Source organism: Paracraurococcus lichenis (assembly GCF_030657435.1).
Lineage (GTDB): Bacteria > Pseudomonadota > Alphaproteobacteria > Acetobacterales > Acetobacteraceae > Paracraurococcus > Paracraurococcus lichenis.
Genome location: NZ_JAUTWS010000003.1, coordinates 50,395 through 75,745, shown reverse-complemented (window position 1 = coordinate 75,745; position 25,351 = coordinate 50,395). Strand labels below are relative to the sequence as shown.

General features: G+C 72.9%; 24 protein-coding genes. 2 read left to right on the top strand and 22 right to left on the bottom strand.

All coding sequences use genetic code 11. The annotated features are described in order from the left end of the window. Positions 1–39 precede the first annotated feature (39 nt). The 11 genes from pufC to Q7A36_RS03900 form a co-directional block, all read right to left on the bottom strand. The gene (gene pufC, locus Q7A36_RS03950) at positions 40–1,116 is read right to left on the bottom strand and encodes a photosynthetic reaction center cytochrome PufC (protein WP_305102357.1); all 1,077 of its coding nucleotides are present in this window, start codon (positions 1,114–1,116) and stop codon (positions 40–42) included. Next, a complete protein-coding gene (gene pufM / locus Q7A36_RS03945; RefSeq protein ID WP_305102356.1) occupies positions 1,113–2,096 on the bottom strand; it encodes a photosynthetic reaction center subunit M in 984 nt (327 codons plus the stop codon). Before pufM ends, pufC begins: the two co-directional genes overlap by 4 nt. Before the next feature lie 18 nt (positions 2,097–2,114). Beyond that, positions 2,115–2,939, bottom strand: coding sequence for a photosynthetic reaction center subunit L (pufL, locus tag Q7A36_RS03940; RefSeq protein WP_305102355.1), 825 nt, complete (start codon positions 2,937–2,939; stop codon positions 2,115–2,117). A gap of 115 nt (positions 2,940–3,054) precedes the next feature. Then, positions 3,055–3,255: a light-harvesting antenna LH1, alpha subunit gene (gene pufA, locus Q7A36_RS03935; RefSeq protein WP_305102354.1), complete on the bottom strand. Its 201-nt coding sequence runs from the start codon at positions 3,253–3,255 to the stop codon at positions 3,055–3,057. Positions 3,256–3,311: 56 nt separating this feature from the next. Continuing rightward, entirely contained in the window at positions 3,312–3,497 is a 186-nt protein-coding gene (locus tag Q7A36_RS03930) for a M14 family metallopeptidase (RefSeq protein WP_305102353.1), read from the bottom strand. A 157-nt stretch (positions 3,498–3,654) separates the two neighbouring features. Continuing rightward, on the bottom strand, positions 3,655–5,103 hold the full coding sequence (gene bchZ / locus Q7A36_RS03925; RefSeq protein WP_305102352.1) for a chlorophyllide a reductase subunit Z: 1,449 nt from the start codon (positions 5,101–5,103) through the stop codon (positions 3,655–3,657). Between the two features lie 164 nt (positions 5,104–5,267). After that, a complete protein-coding gene (gene bchY / locus Q7A36_RS03920) occupies positions 5,268–6,773 on the bottom strand; it encodes a chlorophyllide a reductase subunit Y (RefSeq protein ID WP_305102351.1) in 1,506 nt (501 codons plus the stop codon). Positions 6,774–6,776: 3 nt separating this feature from the next. Then, positions 6,777–7,796 (bottom strand): chlorophyllide a reductase iron protein subunit X, encoded by a 1,020-nt coding sequence (locus Q7A36_RS03915; protein WP_305102350.1) that lies wholly within the window; start codon positions 7,794–7,796, stop codon positions 6,777–6,779. Then, on the bottom strand, positions 7,793–8,746 hold the full coding sequence (bchC, locus tag Q7A36_RS03910; protein WP_305102349.1) for a chlorophyll synthesis pathway protein BchC: 954 nt from the start codon (positions 8,744–8,746) through the stop codon (positions 7,793–7,795). The genes Q7A36_RS03915 and bchC overlap by 4 nt, the downstream gene beginning before the upstream one ends. An 81-nt stretch (positions 8,747–8,827) precedes the next feature. Continuing rightward, positions 8,828–9,949 carry a methyltransferase gene (locus Q7A36_RS03905; RefSeq protein WP_305102348.1) on the bottom strand — a complete coding sequence of 374 codons (1,122 nt, stop codon included), beginning with the start codon at positions 9,947–9,949 and terminating at the stop codon, positions 8,828–8,830. A gap of 30 nt (positions 9,950–9,979) precedes the next feature. Continuing rightward, positions 9,980–10,849 (bottom strand): polyprenyl synthetase family protein, encoded by an 870-nt coding sequence (locus Q7A36_RS03900; RefSeq protein WP_305102347.1) that lies wholly within the window; start codon positions 10,847–10,849, stop codon positions 9,980–9,982. Between the two features lie 254 nt (positions 10,850–11,103). On the opposite strand from Q7A36_RS03900, the gene Q7A36_RS03895 reads away from it, so the two are divergent. Continuing rightward, positions 11,104–11,895, top strand: coding sequence for a DUF2189 domain-containing protein (locus Q7A36_RS03895; RefSeq protein WP_305102346.1), 792 nt, complete (start codon positions 11,104–11,106; stop codon positions 11,893–11,895). Positions 11,896–11,914: 19 nt separating this feature from the next. Here the strand turns inward: Q7A36_RS03895 and bchJ are convergent, their stop codons facing one another. From bchJ to Q7A36_RS03875, 4 genes are all read right to left on the bottom strand, one after another. Continuing rightward, on the bottom strand, positions 11,915–12,532 hold the full coding sequence (bchJ, locus tag Q7A36_RS03890) for a bacteriochlorophyll 4-vinyl reductase (RefSeq protein WP_305102345.1): 618 nt from the start codon (positions 12,530–12,532) through the stop codon (positions 11,915–11,917). Between the two features lies 1 nt (position 12,533). Beyond that, a complete protein-coding gene (gene bchE, locus Q7A36_RS03885; RefSeq protein WP_305102344.1) occupies positions 12,534–14,228 on the bottom strand; it encodes a magnesium-protoporphyrin IX monomethyl ester anaerobic oxidative cyclase in 1,695 nt (564 codons plus the stop codon). Between the two features lie 97 nt (positions 14,229–14,325). After that, on the bottom strand, positions 14,326–14,886 hold the full coding sequence (locus Q7A36_RS03880; protein ID WP_305102343.1) for a TspO/MBR family protein: 561 nt from the start codon (positions 14,884–14,886) through the stop codon (positions 14,326–14,328). 82 nt (positions 14,887–14,968) lie between these two features. Further along, positions 14,969–16,033 (bottom strand): phytoene/squalene synthase family protein, encoded by a 1,065-nt coding sequence (locus Q7A36_RS03875; RefSeq protein ID WP_305102342.1) that lies wholly within the window; start codon positions 16,031–16,033, stop codon positions 14,969–14,971. Between the two features lie 125 nt (positions 16,034–16,158). Between Q7A36_RS03875 and Q7A36_RS03870 the strand changes: the two genes are divergently transcribed. Further along, positions 16,159–17,673, top strand: coding sequence for an alpha/beta hydrolase family protein (locus Q7A36_RS03870; protein ID WP_305102341.1), 1,515 nt, complete (start codon positions 16,159–16,161; stop codon positions 17,671–17,673). 52 nt (positions 17,674–17,725) lie between these two features. On the opposite strand, the gene Q7A36_RS03865 is transcribed toward Q7A36_RS03870, so the two are convergent. From Q7A36_RS03865 to puhE, 7 genes are all read right to left on the bottom strand, one after another. Continuing rightward, complete coding sequence (locus Q7A36_RS03865) at positions 17,726–19,045, bottom strand: DUF3422 family protein (RefSeq protein ID WP_305102340.1); 1,320 nt, start codon at positions 19,043–19,045, stop codon at positions 17,726–17,728. Next, on the bottom strand, positions 19,042–19,914 hold the full coding sequence (gene bchO / locus Q7A36_RS03860; RefSeq protein ID WP_305102339.1) for an alpha/beta fold hydrolase BchO: 873 nt from the start codon (positions 19,912–19,914) through the stop codon (positions 19,042–19,044). The genes Q7A36_RS03865 and bchO overlap by 4 nt, the downstream gene beginning before the upstream one ends. Positions 19,915–19,924: 10 nt before the next feature. Continuing rightward, entirely contained in the window at positions 19,925–21,718 is a 1,794-nt protein-coding gene (locus Q7A36_RS03855; protein WP_305102338.1) for a magnesium chelatase subunit D, read from the bottom strand. Beyond that, positions 21,715–22,746, bottom strand: coding sequence for a magnesium chelatase ATPase subunit I (gene bchI, locus Q7A36_RS03850; protein WP_305102337.1), 1,032 nt, complete (start codon positions 22,744–22,746; stop codon positions 21,715–21,717). The genes Q7A36_RS03855 and bchI overlap by 4 nt, the downstream gene beginning before the upstream one ends. Before the next feature lie 79 nt (positions 22,747–22,825). Then, on the bottom strand, positions 22,826–23,089 hold the full coding sequence (locus tag Q7A36_RS03845; protein ID WP_305102336.1) for a high-potential iron-sulfur protein: 264 nt from the start codon (positions 23,087–23,089) through the stop codon (positions 22,826–22,828). A gap of 125 nt (positions 23,090–23,214) precedes the next feature. After that, complete coding sequence (hemA, locus tag Q7A36_RS03840; RefSeq protein ID WP_305102335.1) at positions 23,215–24,426, bottom strand: 5-aminolevulinate synthase; 1,212 nt, start codon at positions 24,424–24,426, stop codon at positions 23,215–23,217. Positions 24,427–24,503: 77 nt separating this feature from the next. Beyond that, on the bottom strand, positions 24,504–25,346 hold the full coding sequence (gene puhE / locus Q7A36_RS03835) for a putative photosynthetic complex assembly protein PuhE (RefSeq protein ID WP_305102334.1): 843 nt from the start codon (positions 25,344–25,346) through the stop codon (positions 24,504–24,506). Positions 25,347–25,351 lie beyond the last annotated feature (5 nt).

Sequence of the window (25,351 nt, the reverse complement as noted above, 5' to 3'; positions counted from 1 at the left end):
TGGTATCCGCAAGGCCCGCGGATGCGGGCCGGCCGCGCCTCACTCCCGGATGGGCGGCGGGGCGTCGAGCTTGGTGACCGCGTTCAGCTCCGGATAGTCGCGGAGCATGGAGACGCCGAGCAGCGGCTTGTAGGCGCCCTGATGGCAGGTGCCGCAGTTCACCTTCAGCGGGTCGCCATGGATGCCGACGCGCGGCTGGTTCGGGCCGGTGGGCGGGCCATAGGGGTTGGCGGCCCAGTTCGGCTGCAGCGGGTCGATGTAGTTGTTGTTGATGTCGCGCACCATGCGGATGCCGTGCCAGGCATTGGTCCGGGTCGGCGGGCTCTCCTCCCAGGAATACCAGGCGCGGGTGTTGTGGCAGTAGGTGCAGTTCACCCCGAGGGAGGTCGACATGTGGATCATCAGCGCATAGGTCCACTCGGCATCCTTGATGCCGGGCTTGACGGGCGTGACCCTCGGCGCCGGGGTCTGCACCCGGATGTAGGCGTCGCTGCTGAGATAGGGCGTGAAGGGGTCGTAGGGCAGCGAGGTCAGGTCGACCGAGGCCGAGGCCAAGTTCTGGCCGGCCGTCCCGACCGAGAGGCCGCCCGCGCGCGGCGGGGTGTCGTTCCGCGCCCAGGAGTAGTTGGGCACCGGGTTGCCGCGGTGGCAGGTGTAGCAGGTGACGCCCGTCTCCTGCACGTGGCTCTTCCACTCGGCATTGATGCGCGCCGTCATCTGCAGCATGCGGCGCGCCACCACCTTCGTGTAGATCTCGTCGGAGGCCATGTTGTTGGGGTTGTGGCAGTAATTGCACCCCTGCTGCGGCGCGACCCAGGTGGTGAGCGCCGCCATGGTGCGGGCGAACTGCGTCACCGTGACGTCGCCCAGCACCTGCACGTTCTGGTAGACCTGCCCGGCCTTCGGCCCGACCGCCGGCACGCGGGCGATCACCTCCGGCACCTGGTTGGCCGCGAGCGTGACCGGCGTGGAGCGCGGGTTGTAGACCTGCTCGATGCCGAGGCCGCGGTAGCCGGTCTGGACGCTGTCCACCGGCGGACGCTCGAAGGTGAAGAGCAGCGCGAAGCCGCCCAGCGCCGCCGCGACCGTGGCGGCGGCCTTGACCGCGTAGCTCATCTCGCACCTCCCTGCGGCACGGTCAGCGGGTCGGGCAGCGCGTTCCAGGCCTCCGGCGGATAGGAGGGCGCGAAGGCGTGCTGCATGGCCCATTGGTGCCAGTTGTCGACGACCGTGCCGGTCAGGAGGATGCCGATGCCGCCGGTCAGCGGGCAGAGCACGGCGAACCACCAGGCCCAGCGGTGGATGCTCTCGAAGCTGGCGTTGAAGCCCATGCACCAGCGCCAGAACAGGCCGCCGCGCTCGGCCGCCGTGCCGCGGTCGATCGCCAGTTCGATCTCCCGCTCGCCGCCGAAGCGGCCGAGCGCGAGGATGGTCGCGCCGTGCATGGCAAACAGCAGCGTCGCGCCGTAGAGGAAGACGATGCTGAGCGCATGGAAGGGGTTGTAGAACAGGTTGCCGTAGCGGATGGACAGCGCCGCGGTCCAGTCGAGATGCGGGAAGATGCCGAAGGGCACCGCCTCCGACCAGCTTCCCATCGCCAGCGGGCGGAGGAAGCCGCAGACGAAGTAGAGCCAGAGCGCCGCGGCGAAGGCCCAGGCGACATGCGTCCCCATGCCGAGCTGGCGGGCGCGGCGGTAGGTGCGCGCCCACCACAGCAGGACCGAGACCGAGAGGAAGAAGCCGGCGACGATCCACCAGCCGCCCTCGTTCAGCGGCGGGATGCGCAGCCCGTATTTCGGCGCCGGCGGCTCGAGCGCCAGCCAGAAGAGCTGGCGGACGAACTGCCGGATGTCCCAGTTCACGCTGTCGAGCATGACCAGGCCGATGATCTCGAAGGCGACGAAGCCGAAGAAGATCGAGAGCAGCCCGAGCCAGCCGAGATAGAGCGGCCCGACCTGCGCATCGCCGAGGCGGCCGAGCAGGTGCCAATGGCCCGGCATGTACTTGCGCGGCGCGTCACCCTTGGGCAGCGGCACGCCCGGATAGGCCGGCCCCACCACCTGGATGCGGGTGAAGATGTTCTGGTACTCAGCCATGGATCGTTTCCTCCCCGCTCAGCGCCAGATCGGCAGGTTCAGCCACCAGCCCCACCATTCGGGCCAGCCGCGCGTCCAGAAGGGGCCGCTGATGATGATGCAGACCGCGCTCCAGAACCCGGCCGACAGGGCGACGAAGAGGCCGAGGCGGTGGATGCCGAGCGTGCCGATCGAGTAGCCGATGAAGTCGCGGAAGAAGGTGTTCTCGTGCTCGGAGGTCTTCACCGTCTCGCCGCGCGGCGGGTTCAGCGCCGAGAGCACCAGCGCTCCGTGCAGCGACAGCGCCAGCACCGTGGTGAAGAAGAAGGTCACCGCGATCATGTGCGCCGGGTTGTAGTGGAAGTGCAGGTACTGGTAGCCGACGTTGGAGACCCAATCGAGGTGGCTGAAGATGCCGTAGGGGAAGGCATGCCCCCAGGCGCCCATCAGCACCGGACGGATGACCACGAGGGAGATATAGGCGAAGACCGCGAAGCTGTAGGCGACGGGAATGTGGTACCCCATGCCGAGCTTGCGGGAGATCTCCGCCTGCCGGAAGATCCAGGAGACGAAGGCGCCGATGGCGCAGACCGTGATGGCCTGCCACAGCCCGCCTTCCCGGATGGGCGCCAGGCTCAGACCGTATTTCAGGTCGGGCGGCGCGATGTTGATCAGCCACGGGTTCCAGGTGCCACCGATCGCCGCGCCATAGAGGATCAGCGCGGTGCCGATCACGGTGAAGAACGCCGTGGTGATGCCGAAGAAGCCGACCCAGAACGGCCCGATCCAGAAGTCGAAGAGGTCGCCCCCGACCAGCGTGCCGCCGCGGACCCGGTACTTCCGCTCAAAGCTCAGCATGGACATCGCAAGATCCCCTCATCCGCGCGGCGGCGCCGGTCCGCCGCAGGGTGCCTCCCGACAGGGGCAAGGGCGGGCTTGCGCCCGTCCCACCCCCTGTCGCGAAGCGGACGCCGGCGCGTTACCGCGCTGGCGGACGGGCGGCGACCGCGCCCGGCTGGGCGTTCACCGTCGGCGCGCACCAGCCGAGATGGTCGCAGTAGCGCGGCGAGCTGAGCACCGCGAAATGGATGACCAGCGCGATCACCACGACGGCGATGGCCGCGAGGACCAGCGAGCGACGTGGATCGAACAGCATCCACATCTTGTGCAGGTTCAGCATCTGTCTCTCCCCAAGCAGCGGGCGTCAGGGCAGCGAGCCTGCCGCCCCGTGTCCCATCAGAAGAAGCGCCAATCCGGCGGGACCGCCTGGCCGCCGTAGACGAGCGGGCGCCACAGCCAGACGAGGATGTGCGCACCCATCGAAGCGAAGACGGAGAAAGCCCAGCCCTTGATGAGCAGGTTGTGGACTTCCTTCGCCTCTTCCTCCGTCAGACCGGAGGGTCCCCTGGTATCGGCCATCATCGGACCTCCTACCTGGCCTTGCGGCCGTTACCGCGCAGGTCCCGCGCGGCAGGGATCGGCGCAGCGGCAACCGCCGCGCGCGATGCGGGACGCGCGCGGGCCGGGACGGCCGGCGCGCTTGTCTCCGGTGAAGGGGATCCGTCGGGACACCGCGGGCTCATGCGAGGCTGCCTTCCGGCACGGCCTGCAGCAGGTGCCCGATGCGGGCCGCGGTCACGCGCGTCTCGCCGGCCTCGCGCGCCTCGCGCTCGGCCCGCTCGCGGAGCCGCTTGGCGGCCGAGATGCGCAGCAGGAAGGGCTCGTGCTCCAGGTGCCGCTCCAGCAGCGCCTGCGCCTCCGGCTCCCAGCGCTCGGCCGGGCGGGCCGGCGTCGGATCGACGCGGTCCATGTCGGTCGCCAGCGGCAGGATGTGGAACAGCGCGTCGAACAGCGCGTTGCAGTATTCCTGCAGGACGTAGGTCGCGCCGGCATAGCCCATGAAGGGCGTGCCGGTGGCGCGGCGCACGATGGCGCCGGGGAAGCTGGCCGGAATGTAGGTGCAGCGCGCCCGCGTCTCGGCCGCATACATCCGCTCGTTGTAGGAGCCGTAGAGGACCAGCGGCGGAGTCTTCCGCATCGCCTCCCGCACCGCGGCATTGTCAGGCTTCAGGCCGGGCCGCCGGGCGAAGGAGAAGGCGCAGGGAATGCCCAGCTCCTCCTCGAGGAAGCGCCGGAGGCCACGCGCATAGGTCTCGGTCGCCACCACCGCGAAGCTCGCGGTCGCGAAGAAGTCCTGCGTGACGCTGCGCCAGAGGTCCCAGACCGGCTTGATGGTCGTGTGCTTCTCGCGCTCGATGAAGGGCTCGGGGTCGAGGCCGGTGAGCTCGCCGAGCTTGCGCAGGAAATTGGTGGTGGCGAAGATGCCGAAGGGCGCGTGCAGATAGGGCCGGTCGAGCTCCTCGCAGAGCTTCCGCCCGAACTCCCGGTAGAGGCAGATATTGACATCGGCATTCGGCAGCTTCGCCACGTCGTCGATATGCGAGCCCAGCGGGAAGACCAGGTTCACCTCGCAGCCGATGCCCTCCACCAGGCGGCGGACCTCGGCGAGGTCGCTCGGCATGTTGAAGGTGCCGTAGATCGGCCCGATGATGTTGACCCGCGGCCTCTCGCCCTCCTTCCGCACCCGCGGCTTCGGCTTGCCGCGCTTGGCGCCGAACTCGGACCAGAGCCAGTTGATGGCGCGGTCGGCCGCCTGCCACTGGTCCTCGTCGATAGTGCGGGGGATGAAGCGCAGCAGGTTGCTGCCCTCCGGCGTCACGCCGCCGCCGATCATCTCGGCGATCGAGCCGGTGACGACCACCGCCGGCAGGTCCGGGTCCTGGGTGGCGGCGGCGCGCTTCATCAGCGCCTCCGTCCCGCTCTGCGACAGCGCATCCTCGTCGATGCCCGTCACCACCACCGGCAGCTCGTGCGGCGGCAGCGCATCGGTGTAGTGCAGCACCGCCGTCACCGGCAGGTTCTCGCAGCCCACCGGGCCGTCGATGACGACGCGCAGCCCGCGCACCGCAGCGAAGGCATAGACGGCGCCCCAGTAGCCGCCGGCGCGATCATGGTCGAGGACGAGCATGGCTAAACCGTGCCCCTGTGCCGCACGCCGATGCGCCGGCAGCGGATGTTTCGGGCTGGCCAGGAAGGACGCGCAGCCGATGCCGGCAGCATCGGCAAGCGGCCTGACGCCGCCAGGACGGAACAGACGCGCCGGAGCGCGGCGATGAGGTGCAGGGGCATGGTCTATGTCCCCACCGCTTCCTCGGCCTTCGCGCGGGCGGCGCGGATCTTCCGCTGCCGCTCCCGGAAGCCCGGCGGGTCCACGGGCTTGCCCGCGAAGCCGTAGCCGGCGCCGTCCTTGGTGCCGACGCCTTCGAAGAAGCTCACCATGCGGCCGAAGCGCTCGCGCCCGCGCGTCTGCGCCGCGACGATCGCCGCCATGCTGGCCGCGCCGGCGGGGCCGAAGAGCGGCCGGGCCGAGACCATGTTGGTGAAGTAGAGCGCGGGGATGCCGAGTTCCTTGCCGCGCTGCACCAGCGGCGTGGTGCCGATGGCGAGGTCGGGCTTCACCTCCTCCATCGCGGCCATGTCCTGCTCGAGGCTCGCGCGGTACTGCACGTGGCAGCCATGCGCCTCCAGCCAGGCGCGGTCGGGCTCCGACCACTCCGTCCGCGGGCAGGCGGTGCCGGCATAGGGCACCTCGGCGCCGGCCTCGACCAGCAGCCGCGCCACCAGCAATTCGCTGCCCTCGTAGCCCGAGACGGTGACGCGCGCCTGGATCGGGTTGGCGCCGAGCGCGCCCTGCAGGGCGGGAAGGGCACGGGACCTGGCGAGGTCGATGCGCGCGGCCGGGAGGTTGGCAGCCCGCCCCACCGCCTCAAGCCAGTCCGCCGTGCCCTCCACCCCCACGGGGCCGGACGGGACGATGGGCCGCCCGGCCGCGCGGAACTCGCGGATGCTCGCGGTGTAGAAGGGATGCACCGCCGCGGCGGCGACGCAGTCGAGCGCGGCATAGAGGTCGCGCCATTCGCGCGACGGCGTCTGCGGCGCAACCGAGAGGCCCATCGGCGCCAGCAGCGCACCGATGCCGACCGGATCGGCCGGGAAGAGCTCGCCGATCAGCGCGATGGTCGGCTCGCCCTCGACCAGGCTCTTCGGCCGCGCGACCGGACCGGCCTCGGCCTCCTGCCTGGCATAGCGCAGCATGGCGCCGGCCAGCACGTCCTTGGCTTCCGCATGCGTCGGCACGCCGAAGCCCGGCACGTCGATGCCGATGATGCGCACGCCGTCGATCTGCTTCGGCAGCAGGTCGAGCGGCACGCCGGAGGCGGTGGGCACGCAGAGGTTGATGACGACGACGGCGTCATACTCCTCGGGCTTCGCCGTGGCCTGTACGGCGTCGCGGATATCCTCGAACAGCTTGCCGGTGACCAGCGTCTCCGAGTTGAAGGGCACGTAGCCGACGCTGCGGCGCGCGCCGTAGAAATGGCCGGTGAAGGTCAGGCCATAGACGCAGCAGGCGCTGCCGGAGAGGATGGTCGCCACCCGCCGCATGCGCAGCCCGACGCGGAGCGAGCCGAAGGCCGGGCACATGCTCTGCGGCTGGTCATGCGGGCCGCGCGGGTAGTCCGCCATCAGCCGCTCCATCGCCGCGGTCTTGCCCGCGGCCCGGGCGGCGTCGAGCATGGTCTCCCGGCCGCCATGGCAGCCAGCCCCGTCCGGAAGGGCGCTGGGCGGAAGCGAGTCCATGCCTCAGCCCCCCTCGTAGACGACTTCGAGGGAAGGCCTGGCCAGCAGCTCGGCGGCGCACATGTCCTCCATGGTCGCGGGCTGCAGCACCACGTCGCGGCCGACCGTCTCGCCCTTGAAGAGGCCGAGCAGGCCCTCCTGGCTCAGCGGCGTCGGGCGCAGCGGCGGCGCCTCGGCGACCGCGAGGCCGAGCTGCTCGAAGAGCGGCGCCCACTGCCCGCCCGGCCGGCCGATGATCTCGTAATTCGCCGACTTGCGGCGGATGTCCTCATGCGCCGGGATGGCGGCCAGCACCGGGATGCCGGCGGCATTGGCGAAGGCCTGCGCCTCGCCGGTGCCGTCGTCCTTGTTCACCACCATGCCGGCGACGCCGACATTGCCGCCGAGCTTCCGGAAATACTCGACCGCCGAGCAGACATTGTTGGCGACGTAGAGGCTCTGCAGGTCGTTGGAGCCGACGACGATCACCTTCTGGCACATGTCGCGGGCGATCGGCAGGCCGAAGCCGCCGCAGACCACGTCGCCGAGGAAGTCGAGCAGCACGTAGTCGAAGTCCCACTGGTGGAAGCCCAGCTTCTCCAGCAGCTCGAATCCGTGGATGATCCCCCTGCCCCCGCAGCCTCGCCCGACCTCCGGCCCGCCGAGCTCCATGGCGAAGACGCCGTCGCGCTTGAAGCAGACATCGCCGATCTGCACCGGCTCGCCGGCCGCCTTCTTGCGCGAGCTGGTCTCGATGATGGTCGGGCAGGACTTGCCGCCGAAGAGCAGGCTGGTCGTGTCGCTCTTCGGGTCGCAGCCGATGAGCAGCACGCGCTTGCCCTGCTGCGCCATCATGTAGCTGAGATTGGCCAGCGTGAAGGACTTGCCGATCCCGCCCTTGCCGTAGATGGCGATCACCTGCGCCTGCCGCCGCACCGGGCCGCTATGCACCGGATCGGGGCCGATTGCGGCCTCGGCGCGCAGCGCCTCCGTCAGGGACGCCTTGGGCGGATCGGAGGGAGTCTTGCCGACGGACGCGTTCATGCACATTCCCTCCAGTCCAGGACCATCTTCAGGCAGGCGGCATCGCTGAAGGCCGTGCGATAGGCCTCCGGCGCCCGCGCCACCTGTTCGCGGTGGGTGATCAGGCCGTCGAGCGAGAGCCGGCCCTCCGCCAGCAGCGCCTGCACGGCGGCGAGGTCGGGCGCCTTCCATTCGGCGGCGATGCGGATCCGCGCCTCCCGCATGAAGGCGGGCGGGAAGGCGAAGCGCAGCGGCTCGGCATAGAAGCCGGCCAGCACCACCTCGCCGCCCGGGGCGAGGCGGGCGATGAGCGTGTCCAGCAGCCCCGGATCGCCGCTCACGTCGCAGATCGCGCGGTAGTCCCGGCGGTCATCGGCGGCGGGATCGAGGACCCGGTAGCCCTCGGCGCCGTCGCGCCGGGCGGGATTGGTCTCCCACACCACCGGCGGGGGCGCGCCGAGCGCGAGCGCGATGCGCGCCAGCAGCCGGCCCAGCACGCCATGCCCGACGATCAGGTCGGGATGCCCCAGGCCGCCCGGATAGGCGTGGTAGGCCGTGGCGGCGAGCGCCAGCAGCACCCCCTGCTCGCGCAGCCCCTCGCCGATCCGGATGGCCCGCGGGCCCGGCACGACGAGGCGCGAGGCGGCGCCACCGAAGAGGCCGCGCACCGGCGCGCCCGCATGGTCGGCGAAGCAGCGCGCGCCGGGGACGAAGACACGGTCGCCGACCTGTCGGCCCGCCGCACGGCCCGCCTGCACGACACGCCCGACCGATTCGTAGCCGGGCACCAGCGGATAGCCCATGCCGGGGAAGTGCGGCATGCGCCCGGACCAGAGCAGGCGCTCCGTGCCCGTGCTGATCCCGCTCCACTCCACCGCGACGACGACGTCCTCCGCGCCGGGAGGCAGGAGCTCGAGCCGTTCCAGGCCGAGTTCCTCGGGTCCCCGCAGCAAGACGGCAATGGTGTCCATGCCTTGGGCCTCCCCATGGCCGATTTCTGTCAGGATAGAATGACGCAAGAAAGTGTCAAGCATGTTGGACATAGGCCGGCCTTATGCCGCCCGCGCGACCATGACGCGCGCCAGCAGCGGCGTGCGGGTCGGCAGCAGCCGGGGATCGGCGAAGCCCGCCTGGCGCAGCAGGGCCGAAAGCTCCTCCGGGGAGCGCGGCCGGCCGGTGCCCATGGCCAGCAGGTAGAAGCCGAAATAGGCCTGCGCGATCGGCTCGGCGCCCGGCGTGCCGGCCATCGGCTCGGCGACCAGCAAGGTGCCGCCCGGCGGCAGGGCGCTGCGGGCGGCGCGCAGGATTGCCAGCGCGCGCGCGTCGTCATGGTCGTGCAGGATGCGGACCAGGGAGACGATGTCGGCGCCCGCCGGCATGGGGCCGCGCGTGAAGTCGCCGCCGAAGGCCTCGGCCCGGTCGCCGAGGCCGGCCGTGGCGAAGCGCTCGCGCGCCCGCTCGGCCACCGCCGGCAGGTCGAGGAGCATCAGGCGCAGCGACGGGTGCCTCGCCGCGACCGCGCGGAGGAAGGACCCGTCGCCGCCGCCGAGGTCGAGCAGGCAGCGGTGGCGGGAGAAGTCGTAGGCAGCCAGCACCTCCTCCGCGATGAAGGGCTGGGAGGCCGCCATGAGCTGGGTATAGGCCGCGACCTGCTCGGGCGGCAGCGTCTCCGGCTGCTCCGTCCCGGCATAGGGCCAGTAGCCGGAGAGGCGGTTGCCGCCGCGGTCGCGGCGCAGCAGCGCCACCGGATCGGCGAGGTCGCCATAGACCAGCGCATGGTGCTCGACCATGGCCGTCACGCCTGGGTTGTCCACCATGGCGGCGCCGAGCGGGCCGAGGCCCCAGCGGCCGCCGCGCCGGCGCGCGACCAGGCGCAGCGACTCCGCGGCGTTCAGCAGGGTGGTGGCTGCCTGCGGCGAGAGGCCGAGGCGCGCCGCGAGCAGGTCATGCGGCTGCGGCCCCTCGCGCAGGACCTCGAAGAGCTTCAGCCGCACGCAGGCCAGCAGCGTCTGGGTATAGACGAAGCCGGCGCAGAGATCGAAGAGCGCACGGACCCGCCGCCGCGCCAGGGGCCGCGTCAGCGGGAAGCGCGTGGCGAAGGCGCGGAAGCGCGCGCTGGCCAGCAGCCGGTCATAGGCGTCGCGGAGGCGCTCCGGCAGGCCCGGCGGCGCCATGGTCGCAATCCCCGACATGGATCCCCCGTGTCAGGCCGCGCTGACGTCGAGCTTGCGCGGCAGCAGCCGGCGCGTCTCGGACAGGATGACCGCCCGCAACTCGCCGCCGCCCGGACAGGGCGGGATGGCCGCTACCGCCTCGGCCGCGAGGTCCTCGAGATGGGCGATGGCGCCGGAGAGGCCGAGTTCCAGCACCGCGCTCGGCCGCGCATGCGCGGCGTCCTGGCCGGCCGGCTTGCCCATCGCCGCCTCGTCCTCGATGGCGTCGCGGATGTCGTCGGCGACCTGATAGGCCTCGCCCAGCCGGTCGCCGAGCCGTCGCCAGGTCGCCGCATCGGCGCCCGCCGCGGCGGCGCCGGCGGCGGTGGCCGCGGCGAAGAGGCTGCCGGTCTTCTCCCGCTGGTACTCCGCGAGGTCGCAGCGCGGCTCGCTCTCCCAGCCCTGGCCGGCGACGATGCCCCGCGGTACGCCGACTGAATCCCCGATGGTCAGCAGCAGCGGCGCGAGGCGCGCGGGCGCCGCCGGCGCGGCGCGCGCGAGGATCTGGAAGGCGAGGACGATCAGCGCATCGCCGGCCAGTACCGCCAGCGGCTCGCCATGGGCACGGTGGACGCTCGGCCGGCCGCGGCGGGTCGCGGCATCGTCGAAGCAGGGCAGGTCGTCATGCACGAGGGAGGCGCAGTGCAGCAACTCGATCGCCGCCGCCGCGGCCTCGGAGAGCGCCGGCGCATCGTCGCCGCAGGCGCCGGCGACGGCGAGGCAGAGGCGCGGGCGGACGCGGGCGCCGCGCGGGAAGACGGCATGCTGCATGGCCTGGGCGAGGCGGGGCGGACAGCCCGGCCCCTCCGCGAGCGCGAGGGCGGCGGCGAGGGCCCGTTCGATGCGCGTGACGGCGTCCATGAGACCTCCCCCGGCCCGGACCGTGTGTCGGGCCTGATTGTCAGATCCAACTGTCAATCTTAATGGACATGAGCGTCAACCGGATTCGACGCCTCGCAGCCTCGTGACCCACGGCAGGCCGCAAGGCGGGGCCATATCAGCGGTGCTGAGGCTCGCGTGGCGGCTCCCGCCCCCAAGGCCGGCGCTCCCCCCGCGCGGGTCCGCATGGACCACGGCATGTCCGCGCTGTGCGCGGCGCAACAGGGAGGTGCGTAATGGCTCGAGCCTGGACGAATGACCGCCTGGCTGCCGGCGAGTCGGCCGTCGGCATCCGCCGCATCGGCACGGATGACCTGCGGGCGGCGCTGCGCGAGGGCTGGGAGGATTTCCTCAACAACCCGACGCAGCTCGTCTTCCTCTGCGTCCTCTACCCCATCGTCGGGCTGGTGGCGGCCCGCGCCATGTCCGGCGGGGAGCTGCTGCCGCTGCTCTGGCCGCTGATTGCCGGGCTGAGCCTGGTCGGGCCGGTCGCCGCGGTGGGCGTCTACGAGATCAGCCGGCGGCGGGAGGCCGGCGAGGCGGTGTCCTGGCTGACCGCCTTCCAGGTGCTGCGGCACCCGAACCTGCCGCTCATCGCCATGCTCGGCATCATGCTGATGGCGATCTTCGTCGCCTGGATCGCGGTGGCGCGGTCGATCTACGACGCCACCCTCGGCAAGCTGCCGGTGACGGACATGGGCGGGATGCTGCACGCGGCCTTCACCACGCCGGAGGGCTGGCGGCTGCTCTTCTTCGGCAATGGCGCCGGCTTCCTCTTCGCCCTTGTCGTGCTGATGCTGACGGTGGTCTCGGTGCCCATGCTGATCGACCGCCGTGTCGATATCGGCACGGCGATCGCCACCTCCTTCCGCGCCTGCCTCGAAAATCCCTTGCCGATGGCGATCTGGGGCGTGATCGTCGCGGCGCTGCTGCTGCTGGGCAGCATCCCGGCCTTCATCGGCCTCGCGGTGGTGATGCCCGTGCTGGGGCATGCCACCTGGCACCTCTACAAGCGGGTGGTGCAGTAGCCCTGCGCGGCGGCGCGGGTCACCGCGCCGCCGGCCCGCGCCACTCCACCGCGAAGAGGCAGGCGGCATCGCCCATCGCCTCGCAGGCAACCTCGGTGACGCGGGCGCGCGGATGCACCAGCGCGGCGAAGAGCCGCTCGAAGCTCGCGGCGTAGTAGTCGCAGGCCGGGCGCGCGACCTGCGCGCCGCGACAGAGCGGGCAGCCAGCGATGGCAAGCCGCAGCGGCCGGCCCGGCCTCGCCTCGAAGCGGCCGCTGCCCACGAAGGTCCAGGCATGGCGGCGGATGGCCGAGAGCAGCAGGCGCGCGGCGAGCGGCGCAGGCAGCCGCTTCAGAACCCATTGGACCGGGCGTGGGATGCGGTGCGCGAGCAGGTAGTCGCCGGTGCGCCACCCGGCCTCCCGCACCAGCGCCGCCAGCCGGTCCTCCGGCAGCCGGGCGCGCAGCACGCGATGCAGCGCGGTGACCTCGCGCTCCTCCACCATGCCATCGGGCGGCGCGCGGCGGTAGCGCGCGAGGCCCGCCTCGGCGAAGAGCGCATCGACCTCCGCCACCGACAGGGCGGCATCGAGCGCCGCCGCCGCCTGGATGATGGCGTTTGGCCCGATGCGGCCGCCGGGGGCGATGCCGCCGTCCATCTCAGCCCTGCCCGCCGATGCCCTCGGGCAAGGGCCGCGTGCCACTGCCACAAGGCGTCACCGGCTCCAGGCTCTCCTCAAGCTGTTCGGTCCCGCCGCCGCAGGCCCTGGCGGCCAGCGCCGACTGCATCGCGGCATTGGCCGCCGGCAGCTTCGCCTTCGGCCGGTGCATGGTCTTCCACATGGCATTGTGCGGCGCCTTGGCCGCCGGGGCGGAGAGGCGGCGCGATTCGTCGAAATGGAAGTCGACCCGCGTCTTGGTCTGCGGCCCCCAGTAGCCGACCTTGCCGAGGTCGTAGAAGGTCCGCCGGAAGCCGCTCTTCAGGAAGGCCTTGAGGCAGCCGACGAGGTAGCTGCGCCGGCGCCGGTCCCGCTCCCACGGGTAGCCCAGGAAGGCCTTGCGCATGTAGAAGCGCCGGTAGTTCGCCATGGTACGGTCCAGCAGCGTGGCCCGGTCCATGGCATCGGGCTTCATGATCGGCGTGACGAAGTTGTACTTGCTGAAGTCGTAGACCTCGACCTTGTCGCCGAGCTCCTGGAAGAGGTCGCTGAAGGGCCAGGGCGTGTACATCGCCCAGTTCGCCATGTCCGGGTTCCAGTCCCGGGCCATCCGGTAGGTCTCCTCCAGCGTCTCGACCGTCTCGTTCTCGAGCCCGACGATGAACTGCGCCTCGGTCACGATGCCGGCCCGGCGGAGGAGCTGGATGGCCTTCCTGTTCTGGGCGACGGTCGTCTCCTTGTTGAAGCGGTCGAGCTTGAGCTGCGCCGCCGCCTCGGTGCCGAGCGAGACATGCACGAGCCCGGCGCGGCGGTAGAGCGGCAGCAGCGCCTCGTCGCGGAGGATGTCGGTGACGCGGGTATTGATCCCCCAGCGCACCTTCTCCGGCAGGCCGCGGGCGATCAGCTCCTCGCAGAACTGCACGAATTTCTTCTTGTGGATGGTCGGTTCCTCGTCGGCGAGGATGAAGAAGCCGACCTGGTGGTCGCGCACCAGCGTCTCGATCTCATCCACCACCTTCCTCGGGTCGCGCACGCGATAGTCGCGCCAGAATTTCCACTGGCTGCAGAAGCTGCAGGTGAAGGGGCAGCCGCGCGCCAGGTTGGGGATGGCGACGCGCGTGCCGGTCGGGATGTAGACGTATTTCCCCCAGTCGAGGATGCCCCAGTCCGGCGAGATCCTGTCCACATCGGCGATCGGCGGCGCGGCGGGCGTCGCCACCACCTCCGTCCCGTCGTGATAGGCGATGCCCTTCACCGTGTCCCGCTCCGCCGGCCAGCGGCCCTCGTCCAGGCAGCGGACGAGGTCGAGCAGCACCTGCTCCCCCTCCCCCCGCACCACGCAGTCGATCCAGGGCGCCTCCGCCAGCACCTGCGGGAACATGAAGGTACCGTGGATGCCGCCCAGCACCGTCACCGCCTGCGGGCAGGTCTCCTTGGCGAGCTTCAGCACCGCCTCCGCCTCGTAGATCGCCGGCGTGATGGCTGTCGTGCCGACCAGGTCGGGCCGCAACTGCGCCAGCGCATCGCGCAATTGCTCCGGCGAGAGGTGGTCGGTCATGGCGTCGATGAAGGTGACGTCGCCATAGCCGGCATTCTTCAGGTAGCCGGAGAGGTAGGCGACCCAGGCGGGCGGCCAGTTGCCGGCGATCTCGGCGCCGCCCGAGTGGTAGTTCGGATGGATCAGGACAATGCGCACGCCGCTTCCCTCCCCCGGGTCGTTGCCGGTGAGGATCCAGGCTGCGCCGGGAACTGTCAGGCTTCCTTGACGAAGGTCAAAGCAACGACGGTTGACACTACTCCACGCGGCCGCGGTTGCGCCGCCAGAGTTCCTCGGTCAGCAGCGCGGCGAAGCCGATCCAGGCGGCATAGGGCGCGGCGAGCCAGGCGGCGGGGCGGTCCACCTTGCGGGCCTCCTCCACATAGGCCGCGGCATTGACCAGGGTGATCGCCGCCTCGGCCGTCGCCGCGCCGCGCAGCCGCCGGCCGAAGCCGAGCCACAGCCAGAAGGCATTGAGGCCCTGGATGCCGAACCAATGGGCCAGGGCGCGGGTGCGGGCCCGGCTGCGCGGCGCGTTCCAGATCCGGGCGCCGGAGACGGTCAGCGCGGCATAGAGCGGGCCCCAGATGGCGAAGGCCGAATCGGGCGGGTTGAAGGGCGGCTTCTCCAGCCTTTCGTAGTCCCGCCGGATGCGGCCCTGCGTCGGCGAGGGCGACCAGCGCGCCGAGAGCAGCCCGGAGGCGAGCACAGCGCCGCCGCAGACCGCGAGCGCGGTGGCAATGTCGGCATCGCCGACGGGCCGCGCCTGCCGCGGCACCAGGGCGCCGCGCGCCCGCTCCACCAGGGCCTGCTGCATGGATCCTCGCCTCCGCCTGACCACAGGCGCAACGCGACCGGACCGCCGATGTTGCAGAGGGCGCCGGGAGGCGGGCCGCGCCCTATTCCGCCGCGGGCGTCTGCAGCCGCCGGTCCATGGCGCGCTCCTGCTCGAGGCGCGCGAAGAGTTCGAGCATCCACCCGACCCGCTCGCCGAGGCTGCGCTCCGGCAGGGGCGGCCGGCCGCGCCAGGGCTCGGCCGCGACCGCCTCCACCAGGAAGCGCGTCTCCGGCAGGCAGGGCGCCTCGACCGCGCGCGCCGGCAGGGCGATCGCCGCGACGCTGCGCGCGAGCAGCACGAGTTTGCGGCGGCCGGAGACCACGGCGCGGCGCGAGACGCTGTCGCAGCCGGCGCGCGCCACCTCATGCCCGATCTCGGCATAGATCCGTCGCGCCGCGCCGATGCCCGGGCGGCAGGCGAGCGGCAGCCGGGCGATCCCGGCCTCCGAGCGCGCGTAGAGCGTCTCGGCCTCCGCCAGCAGCCGCCGCACCACGGCGGCGAGGCGCGCATCGAAGGCCGGCGCCGCCAGCCAGGACTCCGGGTCCAGCCCGGCCTCCCGCATCCAGTCCAGCGGCAGATAGAGCCGCCCGGCGCGCGCATCCTCGCCGACGTCGCGCGCGATGTTGGAGAATTGCATGGCGACGCCGAGGTCGCAGGCCCGCGCCAGCACCGCCGGCCGGCGCTCGCCCATCAGCAGCGCCATCATGGTGCCGACCGTGCCGGCGACGCGCGCGGCATAGGCGGTGAGGTCGGAGAGGGTGGCATAGCGCCGCCCCTCCCGGTCCCAGGCGAATCCCTCCAGCAGCGCCTCCGGCACCGCCCGCGGGATGCCGTAGCGGGCGATGACCGCGGCCAGCGCCCGGTCGGCGGCGAAGGGCAGCGGCCGCCCCTCATAGGCCCGCCCCACCCTCTCCCGCAGCCCGGCCAGCGCCGCCGGGCCGGGATCCAGGTCGATGGCATCGTCCGCCACCCGGCAGAAGGCATAGAGGGCCGTCGCCGGCTCCGCGATCCGGCGCGGCAGCAGCTTCGACGCCGCATGGAAGCTCTTCGACCCGCCGGCGAGCAGCCTGCGGCAGGCCGCCAGGTCTTCGGCGCTCAGGACAGGCTCGGAGCGGGACAGGCGCATCGTCACTCCCCTCGCGGATCGCGGGCCGCGCCCCGGACTGTCAGGAACCCAATCATGCGATACTGTAAAGCGACCCTGACAGTGGCGGAAAGCGCAAATCGGCGCGGCGGGGATGGAGGGTGCGCGTGCTGCGACGATTGGCAGACCCGGCGATCGCCCTGCTGGCGGTGGCGGCCATTCTCTTCGGCCTGCTGCGCCTGACCGCGGCGACCGAGGGGCTGGCCGTCTCGCCGCTCCGGGTCGGGGAGGTGCCGGCGGCCGTCTACCGCCAGGCCGGAGGCGGCCCCGCGCCGGTCGTCGTCATCGCCCATGGCTTCGCCGGCGCGCAGCAGATGATGCAGCCCTTCGCCACCACCCTGGCGCAGGCCGGCTACGTCGCCGTCACCTTCGACTTCCCGGGACATGCGCGGAACCCGACGCCGCTCGCCGGCGGGCTGACCGACGACAAGGCGGCCTCGGGCGTGCTGCTCGATGCGCTCGGGCGGGTGGCGGAGGCGGCGCGGCCGCTCGGCGACGGGCGCCTCGCGGTGCTCGGCCATTCCATGGCGGCCGATATCGTCATCCGCTACGCCTTCGCCCGGCCGGAGGTCGCGGCGGTCGTCGCCTTCTCCGGCTTCGGGCCGGAGGTGACCGCGACGCAGCCGCGCAACCTGCTGGTCGCGGCCGGCGCCTGGGAGCCGGAATTCCTGCAGGACGCGGCGCGGCGCATCGTGGCCGAGGCCGCGGGTGGCGCGCCGGCGGAGCGCATGACCTATGGCGACTTCGCCGCCGGCACCGCGCGCCGCCTGGTGCTGGTCGCGGGCGTCGAGCACATCGCGGTGCTCTATGCGCGGGAGAGCCTGATCGAGGCGCGCGCCTGGCTGAACGCCGCCTTCGGCCGCGGCGGCGAGGGCCGGGTGGATGCGCGCGGCGGCGCCATCGGCCTGCTGCTCGGCGGGCTGGTGCTGCTGGCGCGGCCGCTCGCCCGGCTGCTGCCGCGCGCGGCGGCGGCCCCGATGGGCGCCGGCCTGCCCTGGCGCCGCCTTTGGCCCGTCGCCCTGCTGCCGGCCATCGCCACGCCGCTGCTGCTGCGGCTCTTCCCGCCGCATGCGCTGCCGCTGCTGCTCGGCGACTACCTGATGGTGCATTGCGGGCTTTATGGCCTGCTGACGGCGGCGGGGCTCTGGTGGGCGCGGGTGCCGCGGCCGCGCATCGCGGTCTCGGCGGGCGCCACCGCCGTCGCCACGGCGGCGCTCGCGGCCTATGCCGTCCTCGGCATCGGCACGGCGATCGACCGCTACGTGCTCTCCTTCCTGCCGGCGGCGCACCGGCTCTGGCTGGTGCCGGTGCTGCTCTGCGGCACGCTGCCCTGGTTCCTCGCGGATGAATGGGCGACGCGCGGGCCGGGCGCGGCGCGCTTCGGCTATGCCGCGACGAAGCTGCTCTTCCTGCTCTCGCTGATCGGCGCGGTCGCGCTGGACCCGCCGCGGCTGTTCTTCCTGGCGATCATCGTGCCGGTGATGCTGCTCTTCCTGCTGGTCTTCGGCCTGATCAGCCGCTGGTCCTGGCGCGCCACCAACTCGCCGGTGCCGGCCGCGCTGGCCAATGCGCTGGCGCTGGCCTGGGCCATGGCGGCGACCTTCCCGATGGTGCCGCGCTGAAGCTCCCTGGCGCTCCGCGCCGGGGGCTCAGTCGCGCTCCGCGCCGGGCGTTTCAGTCGCGCTCGGCGCTGCGGGCCTTGCGCGGGGCGCCGGCCCGGCGGGCGATGATGCGCCGCACCTCCCGCACGCCGAGCGCGATGGCGATGGCGACGACCGGCACCGCGATGCCTGTCACGGCATCCGGCTCCACCTTCCAGCCGCCGACCTTCAGCCCCTTCGCGAGATAGGCGATCAGCCCGACGACGTAGTAGGTGATGGCGGCGACGGAGAGGCCTTCCACCGTCTGCTGCAGCCGCAATTGCTGCCGGGCGCGGCGGTCCATGGAGGCGAGGACCTCCTGGTTCTGCCGCTCCCGCGTCAGGTCGACGCGGGTGGAGAGCAGCGTCGTCGCGCGGGCGACGCGACGGCTGAGCGCGTCCTGCCGCCTCGCCACCGCGTGGCAGGTCGCCATGGCCGGGGCCAGCCGCCGCTCGGTGAACTCCTGCAGCGTCTGGGAGCCCTCGACGCGGACCTCGCGCAGCTCGGCGATCCGGCGCTGCACCAGGTCGTAATAGGCATCGGCCGCGCTGAAGCGGTAGAGCGTCGCGGCCTCGCGGTTCTCGATGGTCGCCGCGAGCTCGGTCAGGCGCTCGAGCAGCGCGGGCTCGTCCGCCTCCTCCGCCCGCACCAGCGCGGCGGTGATGCCGGCCAGTTCCCGCTCGCTCGCGGTCAGGAAGGGTCCGACCTCCCGTGCCAGGGGCAGGGCGAGCAGCGCGAGCATCCGGTAGGTGTCGATCTCCAGCAGCCGCTGCACGATCCGCCCGGCCTGGCGCTGCGACATGCTGCGGTCGAGCACGAGGATGCGGCTGAAGCCGCCGGGATGGATGCGGAAATCGGTGAAGGCATGGCCGGCGCCGCCGGCGATCTTGCCGCCGACCAGGACATTGCCGCCGAAATGCCGCTCGGCGATCGCCTCCATGTCCGGCACGCCCTCCCCGGCCGGCAGCAGGGCGAGGTGGGTCGCGACCATGAGCTGCCCGGGCAGCGCAGCGACCCAGTCCTCCGGCACCGCCGTGATCGCCGGCTCGGCGAAGCCATCCTCGCTGGCATCGGGGGCGATGATCATGACGCGGTGGAATTCGGTGTGCCGCTCCCATTTCAGCCGGTAGGTGCCGAAATCCGCGACGAAATGGCTGGCGCCGGGCAGCGGCGGCGCGACCGCGGAGCGCTGCGCGAGTGCGACCACCGCCTCCCAGCTCGCCTCGCGCTGCGCCGGGTCCAGCAGCAGGGCGAGGTAGCTGACGCGCAGCGGCGCCACCATCGCCTCCGGCGGGCGCGCATGCACCTCGTCGTTCAGCTCGAGTCGCTGGGCGTGGGAAGGCGGGAGGATCATGCGGTCTCGGTGGCGAGCAGGCCCTGTTCCGCCGCCACCCGGGCGATGATGGCGGCGACCTCCTCCGGCCGCTCCTCATGCGCCAGATGGCCGAGGCTTGGCAAGTCGATGATGCGCGCCTGCGGCACCGCCGCGCGGATCCGCCGCGCATCGGCGGGCGAGACGGTGCGGTCATGGCCCCCGACGATAAGGACCAGCGGCACCTTCAGCCCGCGGAGGTCGCGCAGCAGCGGCCGCAGCTCCCAGCTCGCCATCATGCCGAGCGCCGCGGCGACATGGCCGGGCTGGCGCACCAGCCGCCCATAGAGCTCGACTCCGCGGGCATCGAGCGTCGAGCCGGTGTCGCGCAGCAGCCGCTCCACCACGCTGCGGTCCCCGGCGCGCCAGGCGAAGAACCAGGGCACCGCCGGCACGCCGGCCAGCATGCGGGCCATGGGGGCGAAGAGCTGGCCGGCGAGCCCCTCGAAGGGCAGCAGCGCGGCGTTCAGGCCGATCAGGGCGCGCGGCGCCATGGCACCGTCGAGCGTCATCCGGGCGATGACCGCGGCGCCGGCGGAATGCCCGGCGGCCAGTGCCGGGGCCAGGCCGAGGGCGCGCAGCAGCGCCGCGAGGCCGCGCGCCATGCCGGGCAGCGACAGGCCGCGGGCCTCTGGCCGCTCGCTGAAGCCATGGCCGGGCAGGTCGGGCGCCACCACGGTGAAGCGCCGCGCCAGCACCGGCAGCAGGTCGCGCCAGGAATGCGTGGCGGCGCCGGTGCCGTGCACGAGCAGCAGCACCGGGCCGCTGCCGGCCACCTGCACGTGCCAGCGCAGCCCGCCCGCCGCGACGATGCGGCTCTGCGCGCGGTTCGGCCAGTCCGCGGGAATCATCCGGCGGGGGTCATGCCGCCTCGGCCCGCACCGCGCGGGAGAGGGTGACGGCATCGGCATAGGGCAGCGCGAGGTATTTCGCGCCCATCTCGGCGGCGAGGCGCCGGCCGGCCTCGGCCGGGCGGGGCGAGACATCGACCAGCACGCCGGCGATGCGCGCGGCGCGGAGCGCGCGGGCGGCCTGCAGCGCCTCCGCCTCCGCCCGGGCGCGGCCGCCGGCGCCGTCGCGCGCGACATTGGCGCGGCCATCGGTCAGCACGACGAGCAGCGGCGTCTGGCCCTTGCGGCGCACCGAATCGGCGAGCGCGAGAGCCGCGTCGAGCGCGGCTGCGACCGGCGTGCCACCGCCGCCCGGCAGGCCGGCGAGGCTGCGCCTGGCCCGGACCAGGGAGCCGGTCGGCGGCAGCAGCAGCTCCGCCCCCCTCCCACGGAAGGCGAGCAGCGCGACCTTGTCCCGGCGGACGTAGCAATCGGCCAGCAGCAGCTCGACCGCGCCCTTGGCCTCCGCCAGCCGGTGCAGCGCGGCCGAGCCGGAGGCATCCACCGCGAAGATCGTCGCCGTCTCGCTGCGCTGCCGGAAGCGGCGGATGCGCAGGTCGTCCCGGCGGATCTCGATGCGCGACCCGCTGCGGCCGCGGAGCCGCTGCCAGGGCGCGGCGGCGCGCAGGGTCTCCACCAGCGCGAGGCGGGCGCCGCCGCGCGGCTCGCCGGCGCGGACGCCGATGGGGCGGCCACGCAGGGGCGAGCCCTTCTCCGCTCCGGCCTTGCCGGGCGCGCGGGCGCGCGAGACCTCGGCCAGCGCGAGGCCATCCAGCAGGTTCGGCGGCACGGCAGCCGCGGCGGCGGCCAGCAGCATGTCCTGCAGGGCCTGCGGGTCCGGCAGGTCCTCCTCGCCGGGGGGTGGGCTGTCCTTTGGCCGCTCCTCGGCCTCCGGCTCGGGCGGGGGTGGGTCGTCCGTCTCCGGCGCCGGCAGGCGGGTGGCGCGCGGGGCGAGCACGAGCCGGGCGGCGAGCGCCGCATCCGCCTCCGTCACCGCCTCGCGCCCGGCCAGCGCCGCGGCGGCCCGCGCGGCGCGCAGCGCCAGCACCGGGGCGCGGAGCGAGCCGATGCCGAGGGCCAGCGCCGTGGCGCAGAGCGCTTCCGTCACCCCGTCCGGGGCGGCGATGCCGGGCAGGCGCGCCCGTGCTGCGGCGATGGCGGCCGGGCCCGGCGCCTCGATTGCCACCGTCCCCGGCACCTCCCGCGGCGCGATGCGGTGCAGGTCCAGCCGAAAGGCCAGGCGCTCCAGCAGCGCGGCGGGCGGCGCCTCCTCGGGCGCCAGCCCCTCGTCCAGGGCCACCACCGCCCAGCGGGCAGGGGCGCGGAGCGCGAGGCCGTCGCGCTCGGCCACCACCTCGCCGCTGTCCATCGCCGCGGCGAGATGGGCGGCGGTGCCGGGCGCGACGCGTTCCGCCATGGCGAGGAGCAGCACGCCGCCATCCGCCTCGGCCAGCAGGCCACGCTCCGCCACCGGCCGCCCGGCCCGCAGCGTGGCAGCGAGGTCGAGGCCGCCGAGCAGCCTGCCGTCCTCGACCGAGAGCGGCAGGCGGCGCCAGGGCGCGCCTTCCGGCAGCAGCCCGCGCAGCAGCGCCAGCCAGGCCTCCCGCACCGGGCCCGGCATGGCGCGCAGCGCGGCGCCGCCGAGGCCCAGGGGATCCACGGCCAGCAGCGCGGCCGCCTGCACCGCCTCCGCCCAGGGCGAGGGCGCATCGGGCATGCCCGGACCGTCGCGCGCCGCGGCGCCCGGGCCCGCGGCCTCGCTCACGGGCCGAAGAGGTCCTGGATGGCGCGCTCCACCCGCGTGCCGGCCACCGCCTCGTCCAGCGGGTTGCGGCGCAGGCGGTGACGCAGCGCGGGCGGGGCCACCCGCCGCAGCTCGGCATCGCCGACCTCGCCCCGTCCCTCGAGCGCGGCCAGGGCCCGGGCGGCGCGGATCAGCGTCAGCTCGCCGCGCAGGCCGTCGGTGCCGAGCGCGAGGCAGAGCTTCGCGGCGGTCTCATAGGCCGCATCGGGCACGACCACCTGGGCCAGCCCCTCCCGCGCCGCGACCAGCCGGCCCCGCAACTCGGCCTCCGCCCCGGCCCAGCGGGCGGCGAAGCCAGTGGGGTCGCGGTCATAGGCGTCGCGGCGGCGGATGACCTCGACCCGGGTCGGCAGGTCCTCGGGCGTCCGCACCTCGACCGAGAGGCCGAAGCGGTCCAGCAATTGCGGCCGCAGCTCCCCTTCCTCGGGATTGCCGCTGCCGACCAGCACGAAGCGGGCGGGATGGCGGATGGAGAGGCCCTCGCGCTCCACCAGGTTCTCGCCCGAGGCGGCGACGTCCAGCAGCAGGTCCACCAGGTGGTCCTCCAGCAGGTTCGCCTCGTCGATATAGAGGAAGCCGCGATTGGCCCGCGCCAGCAGGCCGGGCTCGAAGGCCTTCTCCCCGCTGGCGAGCGCCCGCTGGATGTCGAGGGCGCCGACCACCCGGTCCTCGGTGGCGCCGAGCGGCAGGTCCACCACGGGGACCGGCGCCATGCGCGCCGTCAGCGGGCCCCGGGCCTTGCGGGCACGGCAGTCCTCGCAGAGCGTGCGGTCGTCGCCGGGGTCGCAGCGATAGGGGCAGCCCTCCACCACCGGGATCTCCGGCAGCAGCGCGGCGAGGGCGCGGATGGTGGTGGACTTGCCGGTGCCGCGGTCACCGAAGGCGAGGACGCCGCCGATGCCGGGATCGACCGCCGCGACCAGGATGGCCAGCTTCATCTCGTCCTGGCCGACGATGGCGGAGAAGGGGAACGGGACGCGCTGGGTCATCGGATCCCTTCCGGGACGTCGCGGTCGGCCATCGGATGCTCCGGCGCGGCGGCCTGGCCGCGCCGGAGCGAAGTCTGCCTCAGCCTTCCTTCTTGGCCCAGACCGCGCACCAGCCGGAGGGGCTGATGTTGCCGGCGACGATGGCGCAGGCATTGGGCGGCTGGAAGTGCAGGCAGCCGCTGCACTGCTGGCCGTCCTTGGGATTGCCCTGGTACATCACCATGGCGGGCTGCAGCTTGTCCTGCGCCCGCGCACGGGTCACCGCGACCGGCGCCAGCGCGGCAAGCCCGGCGGCCTGCAGGACGGCACGGCGCGGCTTCGCCATCAGATCCTTGTCCTTCACCCTCATGTCTCCTCGGTATGGGTCCGGCGGGCGTCAGATTGGTGCGCCACCGATGTTTGCAATCGGTCGCCCGACCGGAAGCGACGCCCTGGGACCGGGCGCCGGGCCTGGATCACGCCGCCCTCTCACGCCGCCCGTTGGAGCGAGAAGCGCGCCCAGATATCGCCCAGGGCGTTCACCAGATGGTCGATATCGGCATTGCTGTGCAGTGGGCCCGGCGTCAGCCGCAGCCGCTCCGTCCCGCGCGGCACGGTGGGGTAGTTGATTGGCTGGACATAGATCCCGTAGTGGTCGAGCAGGAGATCGCTGATCTGCTTGCAGACCACGGGATCCCGGACCATGACCGGCACGATGTGGCTGGGATTGTCGAGATGCGGCACGCCGATCCCGTCCAGCCGGCGGCGGACGGTCGCCACCCGCTCATGCATCCGCGCCCGCTCGGCATCGCTCTCCTTCAGGTGCCGGATGCTGGCCAGCACGCCGGCCGCGACCGCGGGCGGGACGGCCGTCGTGAAGATGAAGCCGGAGGCGAAGCTGCGGACGAAGTCGCAGAGGGCGGCCGAGCCGGCGATGTAGCCGCCGACCACGCCGAAGGCCTTGGCGAGCGTGCCCTCGATCACCGTGAGCCGATGGGCCACCCCGTCGCGCTCCGTGATGCCGCCGCCGCGCCTGCCGTAGAGCCCGACCGCATGGACCTCGTCCACATAGGTCATGGCACCGTATTCCTCGGCGATGTCGCAGAGCTCGGCAATCGGGGCGATGTCGCCGTCCATGGAATAGACGCTCTCGAAGGCGACCAGCTTCGGCGTCTCCGGATCGAGGTCCCGCAACTGCCGCCGCAGGTCCTCCGGATCGTTGTGCGTGAAGATCCGCCGCTCTGCCCGGCTGTGCCGGATGCCCTCGATCATCGAGGCGTGGTTCAGCTCGTCCGAGACGATGACGCAGCCCGGCATCCGGCCGGCCAGCGTCGAGAGGCTGGCCCAGTTCGACATGTAGCCGGAATTGAACAGCAGCGCGGCCTCCGTGCCGTGCAGGTCGGCCAGTTCCTGCTCCAGAAGCACGTGGTAGTGGTTGGTGCCGGCGATGTTGCGCGTGCCGCCGGCGCCCGCGCCGCAGCGGTCCAGCGCCTCGTGCATGGCGGCGAGCACCTTCGGGTGCTGGCCCATGCCGAGATAGTCGTTGGAGCACCAGACGGTCACCTCCTGCGCGCCGCGCGGCCGGTGATGCGTCGCCTTCGGATAGGCGCCGGCCTGCCGTTCCAGGTCGGCGAAGACGCGGTAGCGCCCTTCGCGGTGGAGGCCCCCGATCTGCTTCCTGAAGAAAGCCTCGTAATTCATGGTCCCTCCCTGGGCCGTCTCGGGCCTTGGACATGTCCCGGTCGCCGGCAAGGGCGCGGGGCTTCGGTCGGCGCCCGTCATGCGGCGGGCGCTATGCGGCGGCGGAGTGGGCGGGGCCCCTTCGCCGCGCGTTCGATGGCCGGCACGGGCGCCGCGACGGCCCGGCGGGAACTCAGGCCCCAGTTCCACAGCGCCTCCGCCGGGATCGGCAGCACCAGGAACCAGTGCTCCAACGTCGCCAGCACCGCGAGGGTGCCGAGGAAGGTGAAGCCCGCCACCTGGAAGTCGCCCGCGCCGGGCGCGAGCGCGAGATGGAAGAGGAAGGCAGTCAGCAGCGTCGCCCCGGTCACCGCGAAGGGGAAGAGCAGGTTCATCGGCCGCCGCAGGAAGAAGCTGCCGAGGTAGCGCAGATGCGCCGGCAGGAACTGCTCGTTCAGGTTGCGCGCGCCGAGGAAGACATTGAGTTTCGCGCTCTGCCGCATGCCCCAGATCAGCAGGTAGGTCCAGGTGCCGACCTGGTTCGGCGCGCCCCAGGTGACGGCGACCACCGCGACCGCGCCGGCGATGATCGCCAGCTCGTGGTAGAGGATCGCCCGCAGCGCCAGGGTGAAGCGGCGCCAGCCGGTGGCCTCCGGCGGGCAGGGCGCGCGGGAGGGGCCGGTGGCGAAGCCCATCAGGAAGGCCATCTCCTGCCAGGCCCAGGCGAGCAGGCCGCAGGAGAAGGCGCAATAGGCGCCGGTGACGCTGGCATCGCCGCTGCTGGCGGCGAGGCCCCAGATGGCCCCGGCCTGCACGACGCTGGCCGCCGCCATGCTGGCCGGATAGGTGCGCATGGGCAGCCCGTCCAGCCACAGGATCGCGCCGGTGCTGAACCACCAGAAGAACAGCGCGAAGAGGGCGGGAAGGGCGATATCGACCATCGCTG

Coding starts and splice junctions, on each gene's coding strand:
- pufC (WP_305102357.1), bottom strand. CDS start 1,116: ATGAGCTACGCGGTCAAGGCCGCCGCCACGGTCGCGGCGGCGCTGGGC.
- pufM (WP_305102356.1), bottom strand. CDS start 2,096: ATGGCTGAGTACCAGAACATCTTCACCCGCATCCAGGTGGTGGGGCCG.
- pufL (WP_305102355.1), bottom strand. CDS start 2,939: ATGTCCATGCTGAGCTTTGAGCGGAAGTACCGGGTCCGCGGCGGCACG.
- pufA (WP_305102354.1), bottom strand. CDS start 3,255: ATGCTGAACCTGCACAAGATGTGGATGCTGTTCGATCCACGTCGCTCG.
- Q7A36_RS03930 (WP_305102353.1), bottom strand. CDS start 3,497: ATGATGGCCGATACCAGGGGACCCTCCGGTCTGACGGAGGAAGAGGCG.
- bchZ (WP_305102352.1), bottom strand. CDS start 5,103: ATGCTCGTCCTCGACCATGATCGCGCCGGCGGCTACTGGGGCGCCGTC.
- bchY (WP_305102351.1), bottom strand. CDS start 6,773: ATGGACTCGCTTCCGCCCAGCGCCCTTCCGGACGGGGCTGGCTGCCAT.
- Q7A36_RS03915 (WP_305102350.1), bottom strand. CDS start 7,796: ATGAACGCGTCCGTCGGCAAGACTCCCTCCGATCCGCCCAAGGCGTCC.
- bchC (WP_305102349.1), bottom strand. CDS start 8,746: ATGGACACCATTGCCGTCTTGCTGCGGGGACCCGAGGAACTCGGCCTG.
- Q7A36_RS03905 (WP_305102348.1), bottom strand. CDS start 9,949: ATGGCGCCGCCGGGCCTGCCGGAGCGCCTCCGCGACGCCTATGACCGG.
- Q7A36_RS03900 (WP_305102347.1), bottom strand. CDS start 10,849: ATGGACGCCGTCACGCGCATCGAACGGGCCCTCGCCGCCGCCCTCGCG.
- Q7A36_RS03895 (WP_305102346.1), top strand. CDS start 11,104: ATGGCTCGAGCCTGGACGAATGACCGCCTGGCTGCCGGCGAGTCGGCC.
- bchJ (WP_305102345.1), bottom strand. CDS start 12,532: ATGGACGGCGGCATCGCCCCCGGCGGCCGCATCGGGCCAAACGCCATC.
- Q7A36_RS03880 (WP_305102343.1), bottom strand. CDS start 14,886: ATGCAGCAGGCCCTGGTGGAGCGGGCGCGCGGCGCCCTGGTGCCGCGG.
- Q7A36_RS03875 (WP_305102342.1), bottom strand. CDS start 16,033: ATGCGCCTGTCCCGCTCCGAGCCTGTCCTGAGCGCCGAAGACCTGGCG.
- Q7A36_RS03865 (WP_305102340.1), bottom strand. CDS start 19,045: ATGATCCTCCCGCCTTCCCACGCCCAGCGACTCGAGCTGAACGACGAG.
- bchO (WP_305102339.1), bottom strand. CDS start 19,914: ATGATTCCCGCGGACTGGCCGAACCGCGCGCAGAGCCGCATCGTCGCG.
- bchI (WP_305102337.1), bottom strand. CDS start 22,746: ATGACCCAGCGCGTCCCGTTCCCCTTCTCCGCCATCGTCGGCCAGGAC.
- hemA (WP_305102335.1), bottom strand. CDS start 24,426: ATGAATTACGAGGCTTTCTTCAGGAAGCAGATCGGGGGCCTCCACCGC.
- puhE (WP_305102334.1), bottom strand. CDS start 25,346: ATGGTCGATATCGCCCTTCCCGCCCTCTTCGCGCTGTTCTTCTGGTGG.